Consider the following 22,153-nt stretch of genomic DNA (forward strand, 5'->3'; position numbering starts at 1 on the left):
AGAAGGTTAAGCCAGGGAGACATCTTTCAGGAACGCGTCCACGCGCGGATGGTTACCGTCACGCATCGCCTGGGGCGTGTCGTCGCAGACCACGCGCCCTTTTTCCATAAAGACAATCCGGTCAGAAACTTTGAAGGCAAAATTCATTTCGTGGGTCACGATGACCATCGTGATGCCTTCATGGGCCAGCGATTCGATCACCTGGAGCACTTCGTTGACCTTTTCCGGGTCAAGCGCCGAGGTGGGTTCATCGAACAGCATGATCTGCGGGCGCATCATCAGGGCGCGGGCAATCGCCACGCGCTGCTGCTGGCCGCCGGAGAGCTGGTGCGGATATTTCCACGCGTGTTCCAGCATGCCGACCTTATGCAGCAGTTCGCAGGCGTGTTGTTTCAGCTCCGCTTCCGCCGCCAGACGGTGATAGCGCGGGGCCAGCAGCAGGTTGCCGAGTACCGTCAGATGCGGGAACAGGTTAAAACTCTGGAACACCATGCCGATGTTGAGGCGGTACTGCGCGTTTTCCATAAAGCGCGGTTTCTGTACCCCCTGGCGGTCAAGATGAATAAACGGCTGGCCGTTGATGCGAATTTCGCCATTGTCGATCTGCTCCAGCCCGTTAAGCAGGCGGATCAGCGTGGTTTTTCCAGAACCGGAAGGGCCGATCACGGACACCACTTCCCCGGGCTGGATTTGCAGACTGACGGCGCCGAGCACTTCAACGTTGTTATAGGCTTTATGCAGCTTTGAGGCCTGCAGCGCCGGCTGGGCGTTATCAGGCGCGCTGTGGACCACGAGCGGGCGTTTTTCCGTTGCCAGCCGCTGCATCTCGCTATCGACCTGGCGGGTGACTTTGCGCCGGGTGACGTCGAGATAGCTTTCCAGACGTTTGAGCAGGAAGTCGAAGACGGTGACGATCAGCACGTAGTAGAAGGCGACGGCGGCCATGGTCTCCATTACCAGGAAATTCTGCGAGTAAAGGCGCTGACCGACCATCAAAATCTCGGTCAGGGAGATAACCGACACCAGCGAGCTGAGCTTGACGACGGCAATATATTCGTTGGCGAGGGCCGGCAGGGCGACGCGCAGGGCCTGGGGGATGATCACTCGCCATTGCGTGCCGGCATAGCGCAGCCCCAGCGCTCTGGCGGCTTCGCCTTGCCCTTTAGGGATTGAGAGCAGCCCGCCGCGGTGGATTTCGGCCACGTAGGCGGCTTCGCTCAGTACCATCGCCAGCAGGCCGGCCCAGAAGGGGTCGTTAAGGACCGCTGCGAAAGAGGGCACCGCCTGGGGCAGGTTATAGACGAAAATCAGCAGTACCAGCAGCGGCAGGCTGCGGAACAGCCAGATATAGAGCCGCGCCGGCACATTAAACAGTTTGCGCGGCGACTGCTTAGCCAGGGCGAGAACAAATCCCAGCACAATACTGCAACCCCAGGTCAGCAAACTTAATTTAATGACGGTCCAGGTGGCCTGCCAAAAATCTGCATCGCTGAGCAGACTTAACATGTAGTTCCAGTTAAACGTCATGGGCTATTTCACTCGCCATAATTAACGGAAATGAACGCGATACCGATGATCAAAAATGGGGCATCGCCAGGGTTTATCTTGCAATAACACTATGCTGGCAGTTTTCGTCGCGAGGCAATTAGTAAATTTTTGGTCTTTAAGTCTAAAAAAACTATATAGGTAGATTAATTTCAATAAATTTAAAGCAATGAGCGCGAAACAAGAACGAAACATTAAAAAAACAATTGCTGCAGCTGGTCAACGTAATGCGCGCGGAAATAGCGCTTTGTGCAATATTGGGGCGAGCGGGTGATTAATATGGTGCAATCTGATTCAGATTGGTGCAATTAACCTCGGGAAGGGCGCAGGCAATTATTTTCAGCCGCCAGCAAAGACAAATAAAACATTCGCTCAGCTACGGAATAACGCGCCGAAGCTGGAATGGCATGATGCTTGCAGCTGCATATCAGAAAACTAAGCCGTTTGCATTGCGGACAATATTTCATAAAGGGTGAGGCTATGACGCGATTCACGCTCAAACAACTGAAATACTTCGTTACCGTTGTAGAGACCGAAAGCATCGCCGAAGCGTCCCGGCAGTTGCATATTGCCCAGCCGTCGATCTCGATTGCGATCAAAAATCTGGAGAGCACCTTCGAGCAGCAGCTGTTTATTCGCCATCATGCCCAGGGGGTGTCGCTGACCTCCTGCGGACGGCGCTTTTATGAGAAGGCGAAAGAGCTGCTGCGCCTCTCTTATGAGTTCGAGCAGAATTCCCGCGCCGATAAAGAGCTGGTTTCCGGAACGATTTCCGTAGGCTGCTTTGAATCCGTCGCGCCGCTATATATGCCGAAACTGGTGGCGGGATTTAAAAAGATGTATCCCGACATCACGCTGCAACTGTACGATGGCGAACAGCATGAACTGATGCACGGACTGCATCGCGGACGCTTTGATCTGGCCCTGGTGTACGATCTCGAATTAGGCCATTCGGTCAATAAAGAGACGCTCAATGCCCCGCATAAGCCCTATGCTTTACTGCCGGCGAGCCACCCGTTAGCCCGGAAAAATAGCGTCACCTTACAGGAATTAAGCCATGAGCCGATGATTTTGCTCGATGCGGTGCCCAGCAAGAATTACTTCATCACCATATTTAAAGAAAAGGGCTATCACCCGGAAGTAGCATACAGCTCCCCGTCGATAGAAATGGTGCGCTGCATGGTTGGGCAGGGGCTGGGGTTCTCGGTATTAGTGACCCGACCGCTCTGCGATATGACCTATGACGGAGAAAGGCTGGTGCAGCTGGATATTGAAGATGAGATGCCGGCGTCGACGTTAATTATGGCGCACCTCGCCAATAATGAACCCACCCGGCCAACTCAGCTGTTTATGGATTATTGTCGCAGCATTGAATTAACGCCGGCGCATCTTTAAATAAACAGGCTGTCGGTACGGCAGACTATTTATTTGGTCACGTCATTAAGGCTCATAAATTTCTATTCAGCGACTCGTTTTATAATAATTTACCGTTGTGCGGAGATTAAATAACCTGAGGACTGTCCATTGCGGTGACGACGCGCCTGGCGAGCCCGGCGAAACCATCAGCCGCATCATTGATCAATACAGGATGGTCAGCTATGCAAAATCAGCGTTATTCGCACAGAGATCAGCAGACGATCGACAGCTATCAGACGGACGGCGTGGTGCTGCTGAAAGGGGTCTTCACGCCGTGGATTGAGAGTCTCGCCAGCGGCGTCGCGGAACTGATGGCCAACCCCAGCGAGTACGGCCACGCCCGAACGGTGGTGCCGAAAGACGGCTCCGCGCCGTTTTTCCAGGATTACTGTAACTGGTCGCGGATCGCTGATTTTGAGCGCTTTGTCCGCCAGTCGCCGGCAGCAGAAATTGCCGCGGCGTTGATGCAGTCAAAGACGGCGAAATTTTTCCACGAACATACGCTGGTGAAGCAGCCAGGCGGCAGCACGGTGACGCCCTGGCATCACGACCAGCCCTATTATTGTGTCGAAGGGCAGCAGAACGTCAGCTTCTGGATCCCGCTGGACCCGGTGGCGGAAGAGATTTCATTACGTTGTATTCGCGGTTCCCATCGCTGGGGGGAAGAGTACAGCCCCACCCGTTTTAACGGTTCAAAGCTATATACCCACAGTCGTTTCAAAGAGCTGCCGGATATCGACGCCCATCAGGATGAGTACGATATTGTCAGCTGGGCGCTGGAACCGGGAGATGCGGTGGCCTTCCATTACCGGACGCTGCACGGCGCGAGGGGGAATGCAACCCAGCGCGCGCGGCGGGTCTTCTCCGCCCGCTGGGTCGGCGATGATGCCACCTTTGTCGATCGGGGGGGCGTTACCTCGCCGCCGTTCCCGGAACTGACGCTGAAGGATGGCGAACCGCTGGTTTCCCCGCTGTTTCCGCAGGTGTGGCCGCGGGAATAGGCGCACGAACATTCGCGGGTCTGAACCGGGTTCAGGCCCTAATCGATATCCACAAGGCGCTATTTTCCCTCCCTGCGGAACCCTCCGGGCGCAAATTATTTCCCGCAACCCCATGACTACCGCTAATTATCGATAGCGATTCTGGCCGGTGACCATTCACCATCGCGCAATCGCTCGTTTCATTGACGGCGAAAATGCCCGCTTAAGGTGGGCTTAATATTTGACGTCGGCTGCTTGCTACGATTATTCCTCGCCGCATTCGTCGATCGTTGGCGCATTGTCAGAGATTATTTATTTAAATTACGCCAGCGTCACAAAAGCCGGAAAAAAATACCCTCCGTCGTTGCAACGCCCTGACGTCCCGCTATATGTTAAATTTGTGTTTAATAAATGATAATTAAAGGTTGGTTTATGTCCAGGAAAATTGCTGTTTTAGTGGTTTCGCTGACGACCGTCTTCTCCTGTTCCGCGCTGGCGGAACTTCCGCCGGGTTACCCGGCAGATTATCAAAAAGTGGTGGATGGCGGGGTGAAAGAGGGCAAAGTCGTCATCTATTCGACGACGGATACCAAAGCGGCAGGTCCGTTAATTAAAGGGTTTGAGGCGCAGTATCCCGGCATTAAAGTTGAATATAACGATATGAACAGTACCGAACTGTATAACCGCTATATCAGCGAACAGGCCGCAGGCGGCGGCAGCGGCGATGTGGTCTGGAGTTCCTCGATGGATACGGCGTTAAAACTGGCGACCGATTATGCCGAAGACTACGCTTCCCCCGAGCTGAGTAAACTGCCGAAATGGGCGGTCTGGCAGCAAAAAGCCTACGGTACGACCTATGAGCCGGTGGTGTTTATCTATAACAAGCGCCTGATTCCGCAAGGCGACGTCCCGGATTCGCACACCGCGCTGGCGAAACTGGTCGCCGCCCAGACGGACAAATTTAAAGGCAAGGTCACCACCTACGACATCGAAAAGTCCGGGCTGGGCTTTATGCTGGCGGTGCAGGACAGCAAAGCCGACGCCAACTATTTTACCGATCTGGCCGGGATGGCGAAAGGCGGCCTGACCGTACAATCGTCCACCGGGACGATGATGGAAAGGGTCTCCTCGGGTGAAAACCTGGTGGGCTATAACATCCTCGGCTCCTATGCGGAAGCGCGGGCGAAAACCGACCCGTCGTTAGGCATTTCCTATCCAAAAGATTATGTTCTGGTGCTTTCGCGCGTTGCGTTTATTACCCAGGAATCCGCACATCCGAATGCGGCGAAGCTGTGGTTCGATTATGTCCTGTCGGAAAAAGGACAAAGCATTCTCGCCTCTCAGGCCGATATCCCGTCTATTCGTAACGATATCGACGGGATGACCAAAATGTTGGGTAACGCGTTGAAGCCGATTCCGGTCGATGAAACGCTGCTGGAATATCTGGAACCGAAAAAACGTCTGGAATTTATCAAACAATGGCGCACGGCGGCGGCCAAATAATCCCTTTCAGGTGGCGCATCGCCGGATGCGCCACCCTTTTTGCGCCTGGTGAGCCAGGTTTTCAACACCCGTCTGGTTTGTTCAAAGCACCTGACCAAAGGGATGGCCTATGAATGTATTACGCAGAAAATGGCAGGGGCTACCGCGCGGCATCGTGGTATTGATAACGGCCCTGGTCATTTATGTCCCGTTATTATTTATCGTGGTGCAGAGCTTTCTTTCGGCACCTTTTTTTGCCCGCTCCAAAGAGTTAAGCCTGGGCGCCTTCGCGTTTATTTTCACCGACCCCGATTTTTATCTCGCGCTGAAGTCCGGTTTTATTCTCGCATTTGGGCTGGTGGCGATCGCCATACCGCTCGGCGGGATCCTCGCCTTCTTGATGGTGCGCACTGATTTACCCGGCCGACGCCTGATTGAACCGCTGATCCTGGTGCCGATTTTTGTTTCGCCGATGGTCCTGGCCTTTGGCTATGTGGTGGCGGCAGGGCCGGTCGGCTTCTTCTCGCAATGGGCCGAGCAGCTCCTGGGGTTTGTGCCGTGGAACATCTATTCGATGTTCAGCATCGTGGTTATCGCCGGGCTGACCCACGTACCGCATGCCTATCTGTATATCTCTTCCGCACTGCGTAGCGTCGGTTCCGATGTGGAAGAGGCGGCGCGAACGGTGGGAGCCACCCCGCTGCAGGTCATGACCTCGGTCAGCCTGCCGATGGTGCGCCCGTCGATTCTCTATGCCTGCGTCCTGCTGTTCTTCCTCGGGCTGGAGGTGTTCGGCCTGATGCTGGTGCTGGGGGATCCGGAAGGCAATATGGTCCTGGCTACCTATCTGTACAAGCTCACCAATAAGCTCGGCACGCCTTCGTATCACCTGATGGCGGCGGTCGCGGTGGTGCTTATCTGTATTACCATTCCGCTGGTCATGCTGCAGCGTCGGCTGATGCGCACCGCCAACCGTTTCGTCACGATGAAAGGGAAAGCCTCGCAGGCGCGCGCGCTGCCGCTCGGAAAGTGGCGCTGGGTTGCCGGCGCGGTGGTGGTCTTTTGGCTGACCGTGACCATCGGCGTCCCGCTGCTCGGCGTGGCGCTGCGGGCGTTCATTTCCAACTGGGGCGTTGGGGTTTCCATCTGGGACCAGCTGTCGCTGGCCACCTTCCACAATATCTGGCAGCAGCCGAACCTGCTCCGCGCCATCGTCAACTCGATGGCGATCGGGGTGTTTGGCGGCGCGCTGGCGGTCGTCTGTTACCTGTTCGTCGGGATCGCGATGCACCGTAAGCCGGATAACGTGACCCGTTTTCTTGACTACAGCGTGCTGGTGCCGCGCGCGGTGCCGGGGCTGCTGGCCGGGCTGGCGTTTCTATGGGTGTTCCTGTTCCTGCCTATGTGGCTGGATCAGGCGCTGAAAAACGGCTGGCTCTCCGGCCTGCCGGTTGCCGACTGGCTGCGCGAGCATCTGATCGTACAGCTGCGGGCGCTGCGCAATACCATTTTCAGCGTCTGGCTGGCGTATACCGTGGTGTGGATGGCCTACGGCCTGCGGCTGATCTCTTCAACTCTGCTGCAGGTGGCGCCGGAGCTGGAGGAGGCCGCGCGCAGCACCGGCGCTTCGCGCGGGCAGATCACCCGCCATGTGACGGTGCCGCTGTCGCGCTACGGTTTAATCGGCTCCTGGCTGCTGATGTTCCTGATTTTTGAGCGCGAATACTCCACCGGGGTGTATCTCCTGTCGCCGGGAACCGAGACCATTGGTTCGATGCTGGTTTCGCTGTGGGCCGCCGGGGCCATCGACATCGTGGCCGCGCTGTCGTTTATCAATATCCTGCTGGTGGTTATCGGCCTGGGGATCGCCCTGCGCTTTGGAGTGAAATTACATGATTGAATTATCAGTAGAAAATCTGCATTTGACCTACGGCGACAACCCGGTGCTGAAAGGGGTGTCAATGGATCTGAAACGCGGGGAAGTGGTATCGCTGCTGGGGCCGTCGGGCAGCGGAAAAACCACGTTGCTGCGCGCCGTCGCCGGTCTGGAGAAACCGACCGGCGGGCGGATTACTATCGGCAAGCAGGTCGTTTACGATGGCAACCCGCGCAGCGAGATCCCGGCGGAGGAGCGCAATCTGGGGCTGGTGTTTCAGTCCTACGCCCTGTGGCCGCATAAAACGGTATTCGAAAACGTCGCCTATCCGCTCAAGCTGCGCAAGGTCGCCTCTGGCGACATTAAGCAGCGGGTTCAGGCGGTGCTCGATCAGCTGGGCCTTGGCCATCTGGGCAACCGCCACCCGCATCAGCTATCGGGCGGGCAGCAGCAGCGGGTGGCGATTGGTCGGGCGCTGGTCTACAACCCGCCGGTGATATTGCTCGATGAGCCGCTGTCGAACCTCGATGCCAAATTACGCGAAGAGGCGCGGGTATTTCTGCGCGAGCTGATTATCAAGCTCGGGCTGTCAGCGCTGATGGTGACCCACGATCAGAATGAGGCGATGGCCATTTCTGACCGGATCCTGCTGTTGAACAATGGGGTGATTGAACAGCAGGGGACGCCGCAGGAGATGTACGGTAATCCGGCCACGCTGTTTGCCGCCGAGTTTATGGGCAGCAACAACCGTCTGCACGGCAAAATCACCGCCGTGGCCGACGGGCGGGCAAGGATCGAGGGGGCCAGCTGGGCGCTATGGGGCCTGGCGGACAACCGGGTCAAGGTCGGCCAGCAGGCGACGGCGGTGATCCGCGTGGAGCGTCTGCGCCTTGGCGCATCGCCGCAGGATAATATGCTGGAACTCCCGCTGTTGACCAGCATGTACCTTGGCGACCGCTGGGAATATTTGTTCCGCACCCGCGGAGACGATTTTGCGATTCGCGCCTACGGCACATCGCTGCGCGATGCTGAGCAGTGCCATCTCACGCTTCCGGTCGAGGATCTGTGGATTTTCCCGCAATCCTGAGCCCTTGCGCGTCACGCCGGGCGGGGGAGAACCGCCCGGCGTTCGCTGGCGGCAATGCCGGTTCCGGCTGGCTAAAAATATCACCCCGGGAAACAGTTTCATTCCGGTGATAATATTCATTTTCGTTTTCTGTCCGCCGGAATTTATTATTCACTGCGCAATCGGGGACCGATGATAAATAGTTGAATAATTGCTGAGCGGAAGATAGTTAATATCAGGAAGTAACTAATTTAACCGCTCAAAAAGTTTACTTTTTGCCGAATCTAGCGTTTGCACCCCGCCAGACAGCCATGTACCATAAACAAAAAATAACATTTGTGATACATATCACTCTTTTTTGGGTAACAGTCAGACCCATCCCGAACCTGATTCCGCATGAATTTCTGCCTTCGGGTTATTTAATAAACGTTCTCATTATCACCTGCACGGAGATATTTTTTTCTTTTTCCTGACGAGTGATGAGAATCGACTAATATCCAAACGATAACCCTATAAAAACCATCGCCGGTGGCGATTTATTTTTTTGTACGACTTAATGGCGCCGTGCCACGGGTCCGCTAAAGCGGCACCTTTTTGGAACCGGTTCCAAATCAGCGTTTGCTGGGTTTGTAACCTACAAAAACAGTAACCTAATTGACAGGAATGTGAACATGTCGAGCGAGAAAACCAATAACTCAAGGCGTGATTTTTTAGTAAAATCAATGGCCTTAATCCCTACGGTGGTCATCGGAAGCACCGGCGTTGGCGTAGCAGGCGCCGCGGGCGTAGCCCACGCCGCTGAACCGGCATCCGCGGCGGGATCAGCATCCGCAGCCGCCAGCGACTGGCAGCCGCAGTTCTTCAACGAGCGCGAATGGGCGTTTATTAACGCCGCGGTGGCGCGCCTTATTCCGGCGGATGAGCTTGGACCCGGCGCACGCGAAGCCGGCGTTCCGGAGTTCATCGACCGTCAGATGAATACTCCGTATGCCACCGGCTCTATCTGGTATATGCAGGGGCCGTTCAATCCCGACGTGCCGAAAGAGATGGGCTATCAGCTGCCGCTGGTGCCAAAACAGATTTACAACCTCGGCATTGCCGACGCCGACGAATGGTGTCACGACCAGTATGGCAAGGCCTTCGCACAGCTGACCTCCGGACAGCAGGACGCGGCCCTGAGTCAGTTCGAAGCCGGGAGCGCCGCCTTCAAGCAGCTGCCCTCTTCACTGTTTTTCTCCTATCTGCTGCAGAACACCCGCGAAGGCTTCTTCAGCGATCCGATTCATGGCGGCAACAAAGGCATGGTCGGCTGGACGCTGATTAATTTTCCCGGCGCCCGCGCCGACTTTATGGATTGGGTTGAACGGGGTGAACGTTATCCCTTCCCGCCGGTATCAATTAATGGGGAGAGGGCATAACGATGGCCACAGTACTGAAAAAAACCGATGTCGCGATTGTCGGCTTTGGCTGGGTTGGCGCGATCATGGCAAAAGAGCTGACCGAAGCGGGGTTAAACGTTGTGGCGCTGGAGCGTGGTCCGATGCGCGATACCTGGCCTGACGGTGCTTATCCGCAGGTGGTTGACGAACTGACCTACAATATCCGCCGTAAGCTGTTCCAGGATCTGTCGAAAAGCACCGTCACAATCCGTCACAACACCCGCCAGCAGGCGGTGCCATATCGCCAGCTGGCGGCCTTCCTGCCGGGTACCGGCGTTGGCGGCGCCGGTCTTCACTGGTCCGGGGTCCATTTCCGCGTGGATCCGATTGAACTGCGCATGCGCAGCCACTATGAAGAGCGCTACGGCAAAAGCTTCATCCCGCAGGATATGATTATTCAGGATTTCGGCGTCACCTACGATGAGCTGGAGCCGTTCTTCGATAAGGCCGAGAAGGTCTTTGGCACCTCCGGCACCGCCTGGTCGGTGAAGGGGCAGGTGGTCGGTAAAGACCGCGGCGGCAACTTCTTCGCGCCGGACCGTTCGGACGACTTCCCGCTGCCGGCGCAGAAAAACACCTGGTCGGCGCAGCTGTTTGAGAAAGCGGCGCGGGAAGTGGGTTACCATCCGTATAACCTGCCGTCGGCGAACACCTCCGACTCCTATACCAACCCCTACGGCGCGCAGATGGGGCCGTGCAACTTCTGTGGCTACTGCAGCGGCTACGCCTGCTACATGTATTCTAAAGCCTCGCCGAACGTTAACATCCTGCCCGCGCTGCGCCAGGAAAAACGCTTCGAGCTGCGCACCAACGCCAACGTGCTGAAGGTCAACCTCAGCGACGACAAACAGCGCGCCACCGGCGTGACCTATGTCGACGGCCAGGGGCGTGAAATGGAGCAGCCGGCAGATCTGGTGATTATCGGCGCCTTCCAGTTCCACAACGTGCACCTGATGCTGCTTTCCGGCATTGGCAAACCTTACGATCCGCAAACCGGCGAAGGGGTGGTCGGACGCAACTTCGCCTACCAGAATATGACCACCATCAAAGCTATCTTTGACAAGGATACCTTCACCAACCCGTTTATCGGCGCCGGCGGTAACGGCGTCGGGGTGGATGATTTTAACGCTGATAACTTTGACCACGCCGAGGCGGGCTTTGTCGGTGGTTCGCCATTCTGGGTCAACCAGGCCGGCACCAAACCGGTTTCCGGGCTACCGGTGCCGCCAGGAACGCCGGCATGGGGGAGCAAGTGGAAATCGGCGGTGGCCGATACTTACACCCATCATCTGTCGATGGATGCCCACGGCGCCCACCAGTCCTACCGCCAGAACTATCTCGATCTCGATCCGAACTATAAAAACGTCTTCGGTCAGCCGCTGCTGCGCATGACCTTTGACTGGCAGGAAAACGACATCAAGATGGCGCAGTTCATGTTCGACAAAATGGCGCCAATCGCCAAAGCGATGAAGCCGAAATATCTGCTCGGCAGCCCGAAAAATGCCAATAGCCACTTTGACACCACCAGCTACCAGACCACCCATATGAACGGCGGCGCGGTCATGGGCGAAGATCCGAAGACCAGCGCCGTTAACCGCTATCTGCAAAGCTGGGACGTGCACAACGTTTTCGTCATCGGCGCTTCCGCCTTCCCGCAGGGGCTGGGATATAACCCGACGGGGACGGTTGCCGCACTGGCCTACTGGTCAGCGAAGGCGATCCGTGAACGGTACCTGAAAAATCCGGGTCCATTGGTGCAGGCATAAAGGAAGGCAAATAATGATGAAAATGAAATGGTTATCGGCACTGGTGCTCGGTGCATCAAGTTGTGCTGCTTTTGCCGCGCCGACGCCGGCGGACAGCGATTTGATCAAGCAGGGCGAGTATCTGGCGCGCGCCGGGGACTGCGTCGCCTGTCATACCAACGGTAAAGAGGGGAAACCTTTCGCCGGCGGCCTGGCGATGGAAACGCCGATCGGCACCATTTACTCCACCAATATTACGCCGGACCGCACTCACGGCATCGGTGGCTATACCTTTGAAGAGTTCGACGATGCGGTACGCAAAGGGGTGCGTAAAGACGGGTCGACGCTCTATCCGGCGATGCCGTATCCCTCTTTCGCCCGGATCGATGAAGCGGATATGCGCGCGCTGTACGCCTACTTTATGCACGGCGTGGAACCTGTGGCAGAGGCGAATCGCGATACCGACATTCCGTGGCCGCTGTCGATGCGCTGGCCGCTGGCGTTCTGGCGCGGCATCTTCGCTCCGGCACCGGCTGATTTTGTCGTCAACCCGCAGGTTGACCCGGTACTGGAGCGCGGCCGCTACCTGGTGGAAGGACTCGGACACTGCGGGGCGTGTCATACCCCACGGAGCCTGACGATGCAGGAAAAAGCGCTGAGCGAAAACGAAGGCGACGATTACCTGGCGGGCAGCAACGCGCCGATCGACGGCTGGGTGGCCTCCAGCCTGCGCGGTGAAAACCGCGACGGCCTGGGCAGCTGGAGCGAAGGCGAGCTGGCGGAGTTCCTGAAAACCGGGCGCAACGATAGGTCCGTGGTCTTCGGCGGCATGAGCGATGTGGTGGAGCACAGCCTGCAATATCTCTCCGATGACGATATCACCGCTATTGCCCGCTATCTGAAGTCGCTCCCGCCGCGCGGGGGTAAACAGACGCCAGCGCCGGTGGAAGACAGCGTGGCGAAGGACCTGTGGAGAGGCGATGACAGCAAAACCGGCGCCGCGCTGTACGTCGATAACTGCGCGGCCTGCCACCGTACCGACGGCGTGGGCTACAAACGCGCTTTCCCGGCGCTGAAGGGCAACCCGGTGGTGCAGACCGAAGATGCGACATCGCTTATCCATATCATCCTGACCGGCAGCACCACTCCGGCGGTGAAGAATGCGGTCTCCAATCTGACCATGCCGTCATTCGGCTGGCGTCTGGACGATCGTCAGGTGGCCGAGGTGGTCAACTTTATCCGCAGCAGCTGGGGCAACAACGCGCCGCCGGTGACGGCAGACGATGTGGCGAAAGTGCGTAAGGATAAGTCGATCGTGCGCGATGAAAAGGCAACGGGCAACGTCGATGTCTCGAAACTGCCGACCAGCGGACAGTAACCATCAGGGATGTGCCGTTCGCGCGGCGCGTCCCGTGCGGAGTCGCGACGTGAAACGGGCGTTGAATCAGGGAGTACGTGCGCATGCTGCATGCTGAAGGACTGAGCTGCATCTTTGATGACCGGGTGCTGTTTCAGGCGCTTACCGTGACGGTAAAGCGCGGTGAGCTCCTGCTGGTAGCCGGTGATAACGGCGCGGGTAAAACCTCGCTGCTGCGGATCCTCTGCGGCCTGGCGCGCCCGGAGCGCGGGGTGGTCAGCTGGCAGGGGCATCCCCTGGCCCGGGTGCGCGAGGAGTTCCATCGCCAGCTGCTGTGGCTCGGCCATAAAACCGCGGTCAAAACGGCGCTGACGGCGGATGAAAATCTGCGTTTCTTCTTTCCCGATACCCGTCCGCAGGCGCGTGAAGCGGCGCTGGCGGCAACGGGGCTGGCGGGGTACGAAGATCTGCCGTTAAGTCAGCTTTCCGCCGGGCAGCAGCGGCGGGTCGCGCTGACGCGTCTGTGGCTGACCGCCGCGCCGCTGTGGATCCTTGATGAACCGTTCACCGCCCTCGACGCCGCGGCCAGCGAAACCTTAAGCCGCCGCCTGGAGCAGCACGTACTGGCAGGCGGCAGCGTGGTCCTCACCAGCCATCAACCGCTACGGGCGCTGGCCTGCCCGCGCCGCACGCTGCGGCTCGGGACCGAGACGGAGACAGAAACATGATCTGGACGCTGTTGACCCGTGAGCTACGCCTGGCCTGGCGCAGCGGGGTCGAGATCCTCAATCCGCTGTGGTTTTTCCTGATGGTGATCGCCCTGTTTCCCTTTGGCGTCGGCGCCGACCCGCAGCTGCTGGCGCAGATTGCGCCCGGCATCGTCTGGGTGGCGGCGCTGCTGGCGGCGCTGCTGGTGATGGACCGGCTGTTTCGCGACGACTGGCAGGATGGCTCCCTGGAGCAGCTCCTGCTGATGCCGACGCCGCTGGTGGCGGTGGTGCTGGTCAAGATCGTTGCCCATTGGCTGATGACCGGTCTGCCGCTACTGGTGGTTTCTCCGCTGGCGGCGCTGCTGCTGGGGATGTCGGGCCATGACGCGGGCGTACTGGCGCTGACTCTGCTGCTGGGGACGCCGACCCTGAGCTTCTTAGGCGCGGTAGGGGTCGCCCTGACGGTGGGGCTGCGGCGCGGCGGCGTGCTGCTCAGCCTGCTGGTGCTGCCGCTGTCGGTGCCGCTGCTTATTTTTGCCACCGCCGCCACCCAGGCCGCCTCGACGGGACTGCCGGTGGATGGCTACCTGGCGATTCTGGCGGCGTTTTTCACCGCCAGCGCCACGCTGTGCCCGTTCGCCACCGCCGCCGCGCTGCGGCTGACGGTGCAATAACCCGCTGCGGCCACCCTGCCGCAGCCATAAAAACAGTAGTGTGAGCAAACGTTATGTGGAAAACATTACATCAACTGGCGATACCCGAGCGGCTGTACGGCCTGTGCGGCCGCTTTATCCCGTGGCTGGCGGCGTTAAGCGTGCTGCTGCTGGCGGTAGGGTTGGTCTGGGGCTTCGTCTATGCTCCGGCGGACTATCAGCAGGGGCAAAGCTACCGGATTATGTATCTGCATGTTCCGGCGGCGATGTGGTCGATGGGCGTCTATCTGGCGATGGCCGTGACCGCCTTCGTCGGGATGGTCTGGCAGATCAAAATGGCCGATCTGACGGTGGCTGCGCTGGCGCCGGTGGGTACCGCCTGTACCGTCATCGCCCTGGTCAGCGGCTCAGCGTGGGGCAAACCGATGTGGGGAACGTGGTGGATCTGGGACGCCCGCCTGACGTCAGAGCTGGTATTGCTGTTTCTTTATGCCGGCATCATCGCTCTGTGGCACGCCTTCGACGATCGTCGGCTGGCGGGCAGGGCGGTGGGGATTCTGGTGCTGGTGGGGGTGGTGAACCTGCCGATCATTCACTATTCGGTGATCTGGTGGAACACCCTGCACCAGGGCTCCACCAACATGCAACAGACCATCGACCCGAGCATGCGCCTGCCGCTGCGGATCTGTATTCTGGCGTTTCTCAGCCTCGTGGCGACGCTGACGCTGATGCGCCTGCGCAATTTAATTCTGTGGCAGGAGCGCCGCCGCCCGTGGGTTCAGGCGCTGGTCAATAAAGGAGTGCTGAAATGACGCCCGCTTTTTCTTCCTTCTCCGCCTTTCTGGCGATGGGCGGCTATGCGCTTTACGTCTGGCTGGCGGCGGGGGCGACGCTGGCCGTTTTGGGGCTGCTGACGCTGCATACCCTGTGGCAACGGCGGGCGCTGTTTCATGAGATCGCCCGCCAGCAGGCCCGGGAGCGGCGTATTGCCGCCGCCCGTCGCCGCGAAAAGGAGGCCGCGGATGCAAACGCGTCGTAAAAACCGGCTCGCTATCGCTCTGGCGGTTCTGATCGGCCTGGGGCTGACGATTGGCCTGACGCTGTATGCCCTCAGCGCCAATATCGATCTGTTCTACACCCCGGGCGAGATCCGCTATGGCAAAACGGAGACGCAGCGGAAACCGGATATTGGCCAGCGTTTGCGCGTCGGCGGCTACGTTCAGCCCGGCAGCGTGCAGCGCGATCCGCAGACGCTCGACGTCAGTTTCCAGCTGTATGACGCCCGCGGGGTGGTTGATGTCAGCTACAAAGGTATTCTGCCGGACCTGTTCCGCGAAGGTCAGGGCGTGGTGGCCCAGGGCGTGCTTGACGGCGAGCGGCATATCACCGCGCAGCAGGTGCTGGCGAAACATGACGAGAACTATACTCCGCCGGAGGTGAAAGCGGCCATGCAGCCGGAGAAACAGGGAGAAAGGCCATGATGCCGGAACTGGGCAATTACCTTTTGTGCCTCGCGGCGGGCCTGGCCCTGCTGCTGAGCGTTTACCCGCAGTGGGGCGCCGCGCGCCAGGATCGTCGGCTGATGGCGCTGGCCCGTCCGCTGGCCTGCGCGCTGTTTGTCTGCATCGCCGGCGCGTTTCTGGTGTTGGTCCATGCCTTTGTGGTCAATGATTTTACCGTGCGCTATGTCGCGGAAAACTCTAACAGCGCGCTGCCGGTGTGGTATCGGGTCGCCGCGACCTGGGGCGCGCACGAGGGCTCGCTGCTGCTGTGGGTACTGCTGCTGAGCGTCTGGACCTTCGCGGTGGCGTTGTTCAGTCGGCGGATGCCGCTGGATGCCGTAGCGCGGGTGCTGGCGGTGATGGGCGCTATCGCCTTCGGCTTCCTGCTGTTTATTCTGTTTACCTCGAATCCGTTTCGCCGCACGCTGCCGCTTTATCCGGTTGATGGTCGCGATCTCAATCCGCTACTGCAGGATATCGGCATGATTTTCCATCCGCCGATCCTCTATATGGGCTACGTGGGCTTCTCGGTGGCGTTTGCTTTCGCCATTGCCTCGCTGCTCGCTGGGCGGCTGGATACCGCGTGGGCCCGCTGGTCGCGCCCGTGGACCCAGGCGGCGTGGGTGTTCCTTACCCTCGGCATCGTGCTCGGGTCGGCGTGGGCCTACTACGAGCTGGGCTGGGGCGGCTGGTGGTTCTGGGACCCGGTGGAAAACGCCTCGTTTATGCCGTGGCTGGTGGGAACCGCGCTGCTGCATTCGCTGGCGGTGACCGAGAAACGCGGCAGTTTTCGCGCCTGGACCGTCCTGCTGGCGATTGCCGCCTTTTCGCTGTGCCTGCTGGGAACCTTTCTGGTGCGCTCCGGCGTGCTGGTGTCGGTGCATGCGTTTGCCTCCGACCCGTCGCGCGGGCTGTTTATCCTCGCGCTGCTGACGATCGCCATCGGCGGCTCGCTGCTGCTGTACGCCCTCAAAGGCGGCCAGGTACGGGCGCGGGTCGAGCACGCGCTGTGGTCGCGCGAATCGTTCCTGCTCGCCAACAATATTCTGCTGGTGGCCGCGATGCTGGTGGTGCTGCTTGGCACGCTGCTGCCGCTGGTGCACAAAGAGCTGGGGCTTGGCAGTATCTCTATTGGCGAACCGTTCTTCAATACCCTGTTCAGCGTCCTGATGGCGCCCCTGGCGCTGCTGCTCGGGCTGGGGCCGTTGGTTCGCTGGCGGCGGGATGAGGCGGGAAAGCAGGTGAAGCGTCTGCTGATCGCCCTTTTGGTGACGTTGTCACTTTCTCTGCTGCTGCCGTGGCTGCTACAGGATCGGATTGCCGCCATGGCGGTCGTCGGGCTGATGATGGCCATCTGGGTACTGATCTTCGCCCTGATCGAGGTGCATGAGCGCGCCAGCCACCGTCACGGCTTCTGGCGCGGGCTGCGGACGCTGTCGCGCAGTCAGTGGGGGATGGTGCTTGGCCACGTCGGGGTGGCGGTGACGGTGATCGGTATCGCCTTCAGCCAGAACTATAGCGTTGAGCGCGATGTGCGGATGAAAACCGGCGACAGTATCGATATTCACCGCTATCACTTCGTTTTCGAGGGCGTGCGCAATATCGTCGGCCCGAACTGGAGCGGCGGCGAAGGGGTGATTGTGGTAACGCGTGACGGTCGCCCGGAAGCGACGCTGTATGCGGAAAAACGCTTCTACAGCGCCAGCCGGATGATGATGACCGAAGCGGCAATCAGCGGCGGTCTGACCCGTGACCTGTATGCCGCTCTGGGCGAAGAGCTGAACGACGGCAGTTGGGCGGTACGTCTGTATTACAAACCTTTTGTACGCTGGATCTGGTACGGCGGGGTGCTGATGGCGCTGGGCGGCCTATGCTGCATGCTGGATCCGCGCTACCGGATGCGTAAAAAACTGCAGGAGGCGCAATGAACCGCAGGCTGCTTTTTATCCCGCTGGCGCTGTTTCTGGCGCTGGTCATTGCTTTGTTCTGGCAACTGATGCGCAATGCCGACGGCGACGATCCGACGACGCTGGAATCGGCGCTGATTGGCAAGCCGGTGCCGACATTTCGCCTCGAAGCGCTCAACGTGCCGGGTAAAATCTACGACCGCGCGGCGCTGATCGGCGGCCAACCGCTGCTGCTCAACGTCTGGGCCACCTGGTGTCCGACCTGCCGCGCCGAGCATCAGTTCCTCAACGGCCTGGCGAAACAGGGCGTGCGGATCGTCGGGATGAACTATAAAGACGATCGCCAGAAAGCAGTCAGCTGGCTTAATAATCTCGGCAACCCCTATGCGCTGAGCCTGTTTGACGGCAACGGCATGCTGGGGCTGGATCTTGGGGTTTACGGCGCGCCGGAAACCTTCCTCATCGACGGTAAAGGGATTATCCGCTGGCGACACGCGGGCGATCTGAACGAACGGGTGTGGCGCGAGCAGCTCCAGCCGCTGTGGCAAAAATACCGCCGGGGGCCGGCATCATGAGGCGCTGGACTGTGGCGCTGCTGGCGCTGCTGATGGCCGCCCCGACGTTGGCCGCTATCGATACCTGGCAGTTTAAAAACGAGGCCCAGGAGCAGGCGTTTCGCGAGATAACCTCGCAGCTGCGCTGCCCGAAGTGCCAGAACAACAGCATCGCCGACTCGAATGCGATGATTGCCGCCGACATGCGGCTCAAAGTCTATGAGCTGATGCAGCAGGGGCAAAGCAAAGAGCAAATCATCGCCTATATGGTGGCGCGCTATGGCAATTTCGTCAGCTATCAACCGCCGCTGACCGCCGCGACCCTGCTGCTGTGGCTGGTGCCGGGGCTGTTTGTGGCGGCGGGGGCCGCGGTGCTGGTGACGCGCGCCCGGCGCCGCGATCCGGGAGACGCGGCGCTGAGCGCAGAGGAGCGCCAGCGGTTGGCGAGGTTACTCAACCAGGGAGATGAGCAATGAGCCTGTTTTTACTCCCGGCCCTGCTGTTGCTGGCCGGGGCGCTGGCGGTACTGTACTTTCCGTGGCAGGGCAAAGGGGCGGTTGACCGCGATACCCTCAACCGGGCGCTGTACCAGTCGCGGCTACAGGAGCTGGAGCAGGACAACCCCGCCGCCCGCGAAGCGATGGTGGTCGAGCTACAGCGGACGCTGCTGGCGGATATTCCCGTTGCCGGACCGCCGCCCGCCCGTCCGCTGAGCCGCTGGGCGCTGCTGCCCGGTGCGCTGGTGTTGGTGGCGCTGAGTAGCGGCATCTTTCTGAAAACCAGCGATTTTGGTCAGGTGCTGCTGTGGCAGCAGGCCGGGCGTGACTATCCCGCCTTGCTGCGGCAGGTGAACGATCCCACGGCAGCGCCGCTGCGAATGGATCAAATCGCCCAACTGCGGTTAGGGTTGCGCAGCCAGTTGCAGGAGCATCCTGACGATCTCGCTGGCTGGCAGCTGCTGGGGCGTCTCGGCCTGCTGCTGAACGACGGCGAGACGGCGATCGGCGCGTTTGCCCGCGCCCATCGGCTGGCGGCGGACGATCCGGCGGTGACCTTCGATTATGCCAGCGCGCTGGTGCGGGCGGGGGGTAGCGGGCAGCTGCGGATGGGCGAGCTGCTGCTGCGCGAGCTGTATCGGCGCCAGCCGCAGAATCTGCCGGTGCTGGAGATGCTGGCGCTGAGTGCGCTGCGTAGCGAAGATTACCCGCAGGCGGTTGCGGCATTGCAACAACTGCTGGCAGTATTGCCGGCGAACGATGCGCGACGTCAGGCCATTGAACGCCAGCTGGCGCAGGCGCAGGCGAGCGCACGGTAATCTGCCGGGCTAACCATCGCCCGCCGGGCTGCGGGGCGCCTTTTATTGTCTGAACGACCGTGACAAGCACACAAAAAAGCCCCGGCGTTTCCGCTGGGGCAAACCCTGTCAGAGCATCATGGAATTAGTTAAAGACCATCCCGCCGTCGATCAGCAGCGACTGACCGGTCATATAGTCGGAGTCCGGGCTCGCCAGATACGACACGCAGGCCGCCACGTCTTCAGGCTCCGACAGACGCCCCAGCGTGATGCGTTTCGCGAACTCGGCCGTACCGTGGCCCAGCGGTTTGCCCGCCGCTTCCGATACCTGACGATCGATCTCCGCCCACATTGGGGTCTTGACGATCCCCGGACAGTAGCCGTTAACGGTGATACCCAGCGGCGCCAGGTCGCGGGCGGCGGTTTGCGTCAGGCCGCGCACGGCGAATTTACTTGAGCTGTAAACCGCCAGATCCGGGTTACCGACGTGCCCGGCCTGCGAACAGGCGTTGATGATTTTCCCGCCGTGTCCCTCTTTTTTAAAGGCCGCGACCGCCGCCTGAATGCCCCAGATCACGCCTTTGACGTTGATGTTATAAACCTTATCGACGATCTCTTCGGCGATCGTTTCAATCGGCGTGGAAGGGGCGATGCCGGCGTTGTTGACGATGACGTCGAAGCCGCCCAGCGTTTTGCGCGCCTGCTCGACGGCGGCGAAAACCTGTTCGCGGCGGGAGACGTCTACCTTAACCGCCAGCGCCCGGCCGCCGTGCTGGTTGATTTCCGCGGCTACCGCTTCGGCAGCGGCGTCGTTGTAATCGGCGATGGCCACGGCAAATCCGTCTTTAACCAGACGCAGCGCGATAGCTTTACCGATGCCCTGAGCGGCGCCGGTGACGAGTGCGACTTTTTGCATGTTCCTTTCCTTTTATTGATGGTGGCTCAAAGTATCTGGCTGAGATGGAGCTGTCCCATCAGCAGCGGGTTATCGCGGTAATCGACCGGAATGGCGACCACCGCAGGGCCATCGACGTCCATGGCGGCACGCAGCGTCGGCTCCAGCGCGTCGGCGCTCTCCACCGCAAAGCCTTTGGCCCCAAAAGCTTCGGCGTAGGCTTTAAAATCCACCGCGCCGAATTCCACGCCGGAGAGGCGCTGGTATTTTTTCTGTTCCTGAATCGCCACCATGTTGTAACCGTTGTCGACCCAGATGATATGCAGGATATTGGCCCGCAGTCGGACGGCGGTTTCCAGCTCCATGCTGGATTGCAGGAAACCGCCGTCGCCGGAAACCGAGACCACTTTGCGCTGCGGATTCACCAGCCACGCGCCGATTGCCCACGGCAGCGCGACGCCCATCGTCTGCTGACCGTTGGAAATCATCACCTGACGGGCGCGGAAGCTGTACAGATAGCGGGCAATCCAGATATGGAAGCTGCCCATGTCGACGGTGAGGGTGACATCGTCGTTAACGATATCCTGCATTGCCCGCACGATGCGCAGCGGATGAAGGGCAAATTGATTCAGCTGCGCGCCGTGGCGGTCGAGCAGTTCGCGCTGATGCTGGCGATCGCGGAGGATCTCCGCCGCCTGCGGGGTTAATACCAGCTTATGCGTGATGCGCCGGGTCAGTTTGTTCAGCGTCGCGGCGATATCGCCCACCAGTTCGCTATCCGGGGTGTAGTTACGTTCTTCATACGCGGGCAGGACGTCGATATGTACCAGCGTCGCGTCGCCGCGGTTCCACATCGCCGGTTCATATTCCACCGGGCTGTAGCCGATGCAGATGATCAGGTCCGCCAGATGCAGCAGGCGGTCACCGGCCTGGTTGTTAAACAGCCCGACCCGGCCGGCGAAGCGTGAAAAATGCTGCTGGTTGACCGCCCCGGCGGCCTGGTAGGTACTGGTGACCGGAATATGACTCTGCTCCAGCAGCTGGTGCAGAGCGCGGCTGTTTTCCGGCTGGCTGGCCATCAGCCCGAGCAGGAAGATGGGATTTTTGGCGGCGGCGATCATCCGCGCGACCTTGTCGATCGCCTCGTCCGGGGCGGCCCCCATTTGCGGGACGTTGCCGGCCGGCAGAATCGCGCCGTGGGCAGGTTGATCGACAACATCCTGCGGCAGGCTGATAAAGGCGCTGCCCGGGCGCCCCTGTTCAGCGGCGCGAAAGGCGTTGGAGACGGCTTCCGCCAGCGCGTCGGCGGCGGTGACTTCCACGGCATATTTGGTCACCGGGCTGAACATCGCCACGGTATCCATGCTTTGATGGACCAGTTTGGCCTTATCCGCCCGCTTGACCGCGCCGCCCAGCGCCACCACCGGGTCGCCTTCGCTGTTGGCGGTGGCCATGCCGGTAATCAGATTCGAACAGCCCGGGCCGGAGGTGACCAGCGCGACGCCCGCTTTACCGGTAAGGCGCCCGACCGCCGCGGCCATAAAAGCGGCGTTGGCTTCGTGACGTACGGGAATAATGCGGATGGTGGAGTCCAGCAGCGAATCGAAAACTTTATCTATTTTGGCGCCGGGGATGCCGAAGACCTGGCGTACCCCCTGGGCCTCAAGCTGGCTGACGATCATATCCGCGCCGTGCGCCCACCGGCGTTCGTGACGTTGATTGTCCATAGGAA

The 22,153-nt window shown here is 59.7% G+C and carries 20 protein-coding genes; 17 read left to right on the forward strand and 3 right to left on the reverse strand.

What is annotated here, in order from left to right:
- Positions 1-6: 6 nt before the first annotated feature.
- Complete coding sequence (locus tag EDF73_RS19460; RefSeq protein WP_132730701.1) at positions 7-1,527, reverse strand: amino acid ABC transporter permease/ATP-binding protein; 1,521 nt, start codon at positions 1,525-1,527, stop codon at positions 7-9.
- A gap of 498 nt (positions 1,528-2,025) precedes the next feature.
- Between EDF73_RS19460 and EDF73_RS19465 the strand changes: the two genes are divergently transcribed.
- From EDF73_RS19465 to ccmI, 17 genes are all read left to right on the forward strand, one after another.
- Complete coding sequence (locus EDF73_RS19465) at positions 2,026-2,940, forward strand: LysR family transcriptional regulator (RefSeq protein WP_132730702.1); 915 nt, start codon at positions 2,026-2,028, stop codon at positions 2,938-2,940.
- Between the two features lie 203 nt (positions 2,941-3,143).
- Positions 3,144-3,962 carry a phytanoyl-CoA dioxygenase family protein gene (locus EDF73_RS19470; protein WP_132730703.1) on the forward strand — a complete coding sequence of 273 codons (819 nt, stop codon included), beginning with the start codon at positions 3,144-3,146 and terminating at the stop codon, positions 3,960-3,962.
- A gap of 411 nt (positions 3,963-4,373) precedes the next feature.
- Positions 4,374-5,444 carry an ABC transporter substrate-binding protein gene (locus tag EDF73_RS19475; RefSeq protein ID WP_132730704.1) on the forward strand — a complete coding sequence of 357 codons (1,071 nt, stop codon included), beginning with the start codon at positions 4,374-4,376 and terminating at the stop codon, positions 5,442-5,444.
- 109 nt (positions 5,445-5,553) lie between these two features.
- Complete coding sequence (locus EDF73_RS19480) at positions 5,554-7,323, forward strand: iron ABC transporter permease (protein ID WP_132730705.1); 1,770 nt, start codon at positions 5,554-5,556, stop codon at positions 7,321-7,323.
- Entirely contained in the window at positions 7,316-8,386 is a 1,071-nt protein-coding gene (locus tag EDF73_RS19485) for an ABC transporter ATP-binding protein (protein ID WP_132730706.1), read from the forward strand. Before EDF73_RS19480 ends, EDF73_RS19485 begins: the two co-directional genes overlap by 8 nt.
- A gap of 650 nt (positions 8,387-9,036) precedes the next feature.
- Positions 9,037-9,783: a gluconate 2-dehydrogenase subunit 3 family protein gene (locus EDF73_RS19490; RefSeq protein WP_132730707.1), complete on the forward strand. Its 747-nt coding sequence runs from the start codon at positions 9,037-9,039 to the stop codon at positions 9,781-9,783.
- Positions 9,784-9,785: 2 nt separating this feature from the next.
- Positions 9,786-11,570 carry a GMC family oxidoreductase gene (locus tag EDF73_RS19495; RefSeq protein ID WP_132730708.1) on the forward strand — a complete coding sequence of 595 codons (1,785 nt, stop codon included), beginning with the start codon at positions 9,786-9,788 and terminating at the stop codon, positions 11,568-11,570.
- A gap of 13 nt (positions 11,571-11,583) precedes the next feature.
- A complete protein-coding gene (locus tag EDF73_RS19500) occupies positions 11,584-12,927 on the forward strand; it encodes a cytochrome c (RefSeq protein ID WP_165905751.1) in 1,344 nt (447 codons plus the stop codon).
- An 83-nt stretch (positions 12,928-13,010) separates the two neighbouring features.
- Entirely contained in the window at positions 13,011-13,634 is a 624-nt protein-coding gene (gene ccmA / locus EDF73_RS19505) for a cytochrome c biogenesis heme-transporting ATPase CcmA (RefSeq protein ID WP_132730709.1), read from the forward strand.
- Positions 13,631-14,290, forward strand: a complete 660-nt coding sequence (gene ccmB / locus EDF73_RS19510; RefSeq protein ID WP_132730710.1) for a heme exporter protein CcmB — start codon at positions 13,631-13,633, stop codon at positions 14,288-14,290. Before ccmA ends, ccmB begins: the two co-directional genes overlap by 4 nt.
- Before the next feature lie 53 nt (positions 14,291-14,343).
- A complete protein-coding gene (locus EDF73_RS19515; protein ID WP_132730711.1) occupies positions 14,344-15,081 on the forward strand; it encodes a heme ABC transporter permease in 738 nt (245 codons plus the stop codon).
- Positions 15,078-15,308: a heme exporter protein CcmD gene (ccmD, locus tag EDF73_RS19520; protein ID WP_132730712.1), complete on the forward strand. Its 231-nt coding sequence runs from the start codon at positions 15,078-15,080 to the stop codon at positions 15,306-15,308. The genes EDF73_RS19515 and ccmD overlap by 4 nt, the downstream gene beginning before the upstream one ends.
- Entirely contained in the window at positions 15,292-15,750 is a 459-nt protein-coding gene (gene ccmE / locus EDF73_RS19525) for a cytochrome c maturation protein CcmE (protein ID WP_132730713.1), read from the forward strand. Before ccmD ends, ccmE begins: the two co-directional genes overlap by 17 nt.
- Positions 15,747-17,699 carry a heme lyase CcmF/NrfE family subunit gene (locus tag EDF73_RS19530; protein ID WP_132730714.1) on the forward strand — a complete coding sequence of 651 codons (1,953 nt, stop codon included), beginning with the start codon at positions 15,747-15,749 and terminating at the stop codon, positions 17,697-17,699. The genes ccmE and EDF73_RS19530 overlap by 4 nt, the downstream gene beginning before the upstream one ends.
- Positions 17,696-18,253: a DsbE family thiol:disulfide interchange protein gene (locus EDF73_RS19535; RefSeq protein ID WP_132730715.1), complete on the forward strand. Its 558-nt coding sequence runs from the start codon at positions 17,696-17,698 to the stop codon at positions 18,251-18,253. The genes EDF73_RS19530 and EDF73_RS19535 overlap by 4 nt, the downstream gene beginning before the upstream one ends.
- The gene (locus tag EDF73_RS19540) at positions 18,250-18,708 is read left to right on the forward strand and encodes a cytochrome c-type biogenesis protein (protein ID WP_132730716.1); all 459 of its coding nucleotides are present in this window, start codon (positions 18,250-18,252) and stop codon (positions 18,706-18,708) included. Before EDF73_RS19535 ends, EDF73_RS19540 begins: the two co-directional genes overlap by 4 nt.
- Positions 18,705-19,547 carry a c-type cytochrome biogenesis protein CcmI gene (gene ccmI, locus EDF73_RS19545; protein ID WP_132730717.1) on the forward strand — a complete coding sequence of 281 codons (843 nt, stop codon included), beginning with the start codon at positions 18,705-18,707 and terminating at the stop codon, positions 19,545-19,547. The genes EDF73_RS19540 and ccmI overlap by 4 nt, the downstream gene beginning before the upstream one ends.
- A 124-nt stretch (positions 19,548-19,671) precedes the next feature.
- Here the strand turns inward: ccmI and EDF73_RS19550 are convergent, their stop codons facing one another.
- Both EDF73_RS19550 and alsS read right to left on the reverse strand, forming a co-directional pair.
- Complete coding sequence (locus EDF73_RS19550) at positions 19,672-20,442, reverse strand: (S)-acetoin forming diacetyl reductase (RefSeq protein WP_132730718.1); 771 nt, start codon at positions 20,440-20,442, stop codon at positions 19,672-19,674.
- Between the two features lie 26 nt (positions 20,443-20,468).
- On the reverse strand, positions 20,469-22,148 hold the full coding sequence (gene alsS / locus EDF73_RS19555; RefSeq protein WP_132730719.1) for an acetolactate synthase AlsS: 1,680 nt from the start codon (positions 22,146-22,148) through the stop codon (positions 20,469-20,471).
- Between the last annotated feature and the right edge of the window lie 5 nt (positions 22,149-22,153).

This window comes from Klebsiella sp. BIGb0138, from assembly GCF_004342285.1.
Classification (GTDB): Bacteria; Pseudomonadota; Gammaproteobacteria; order Enterobacterales; family Enterobacteriaceae; genus Klebsiella.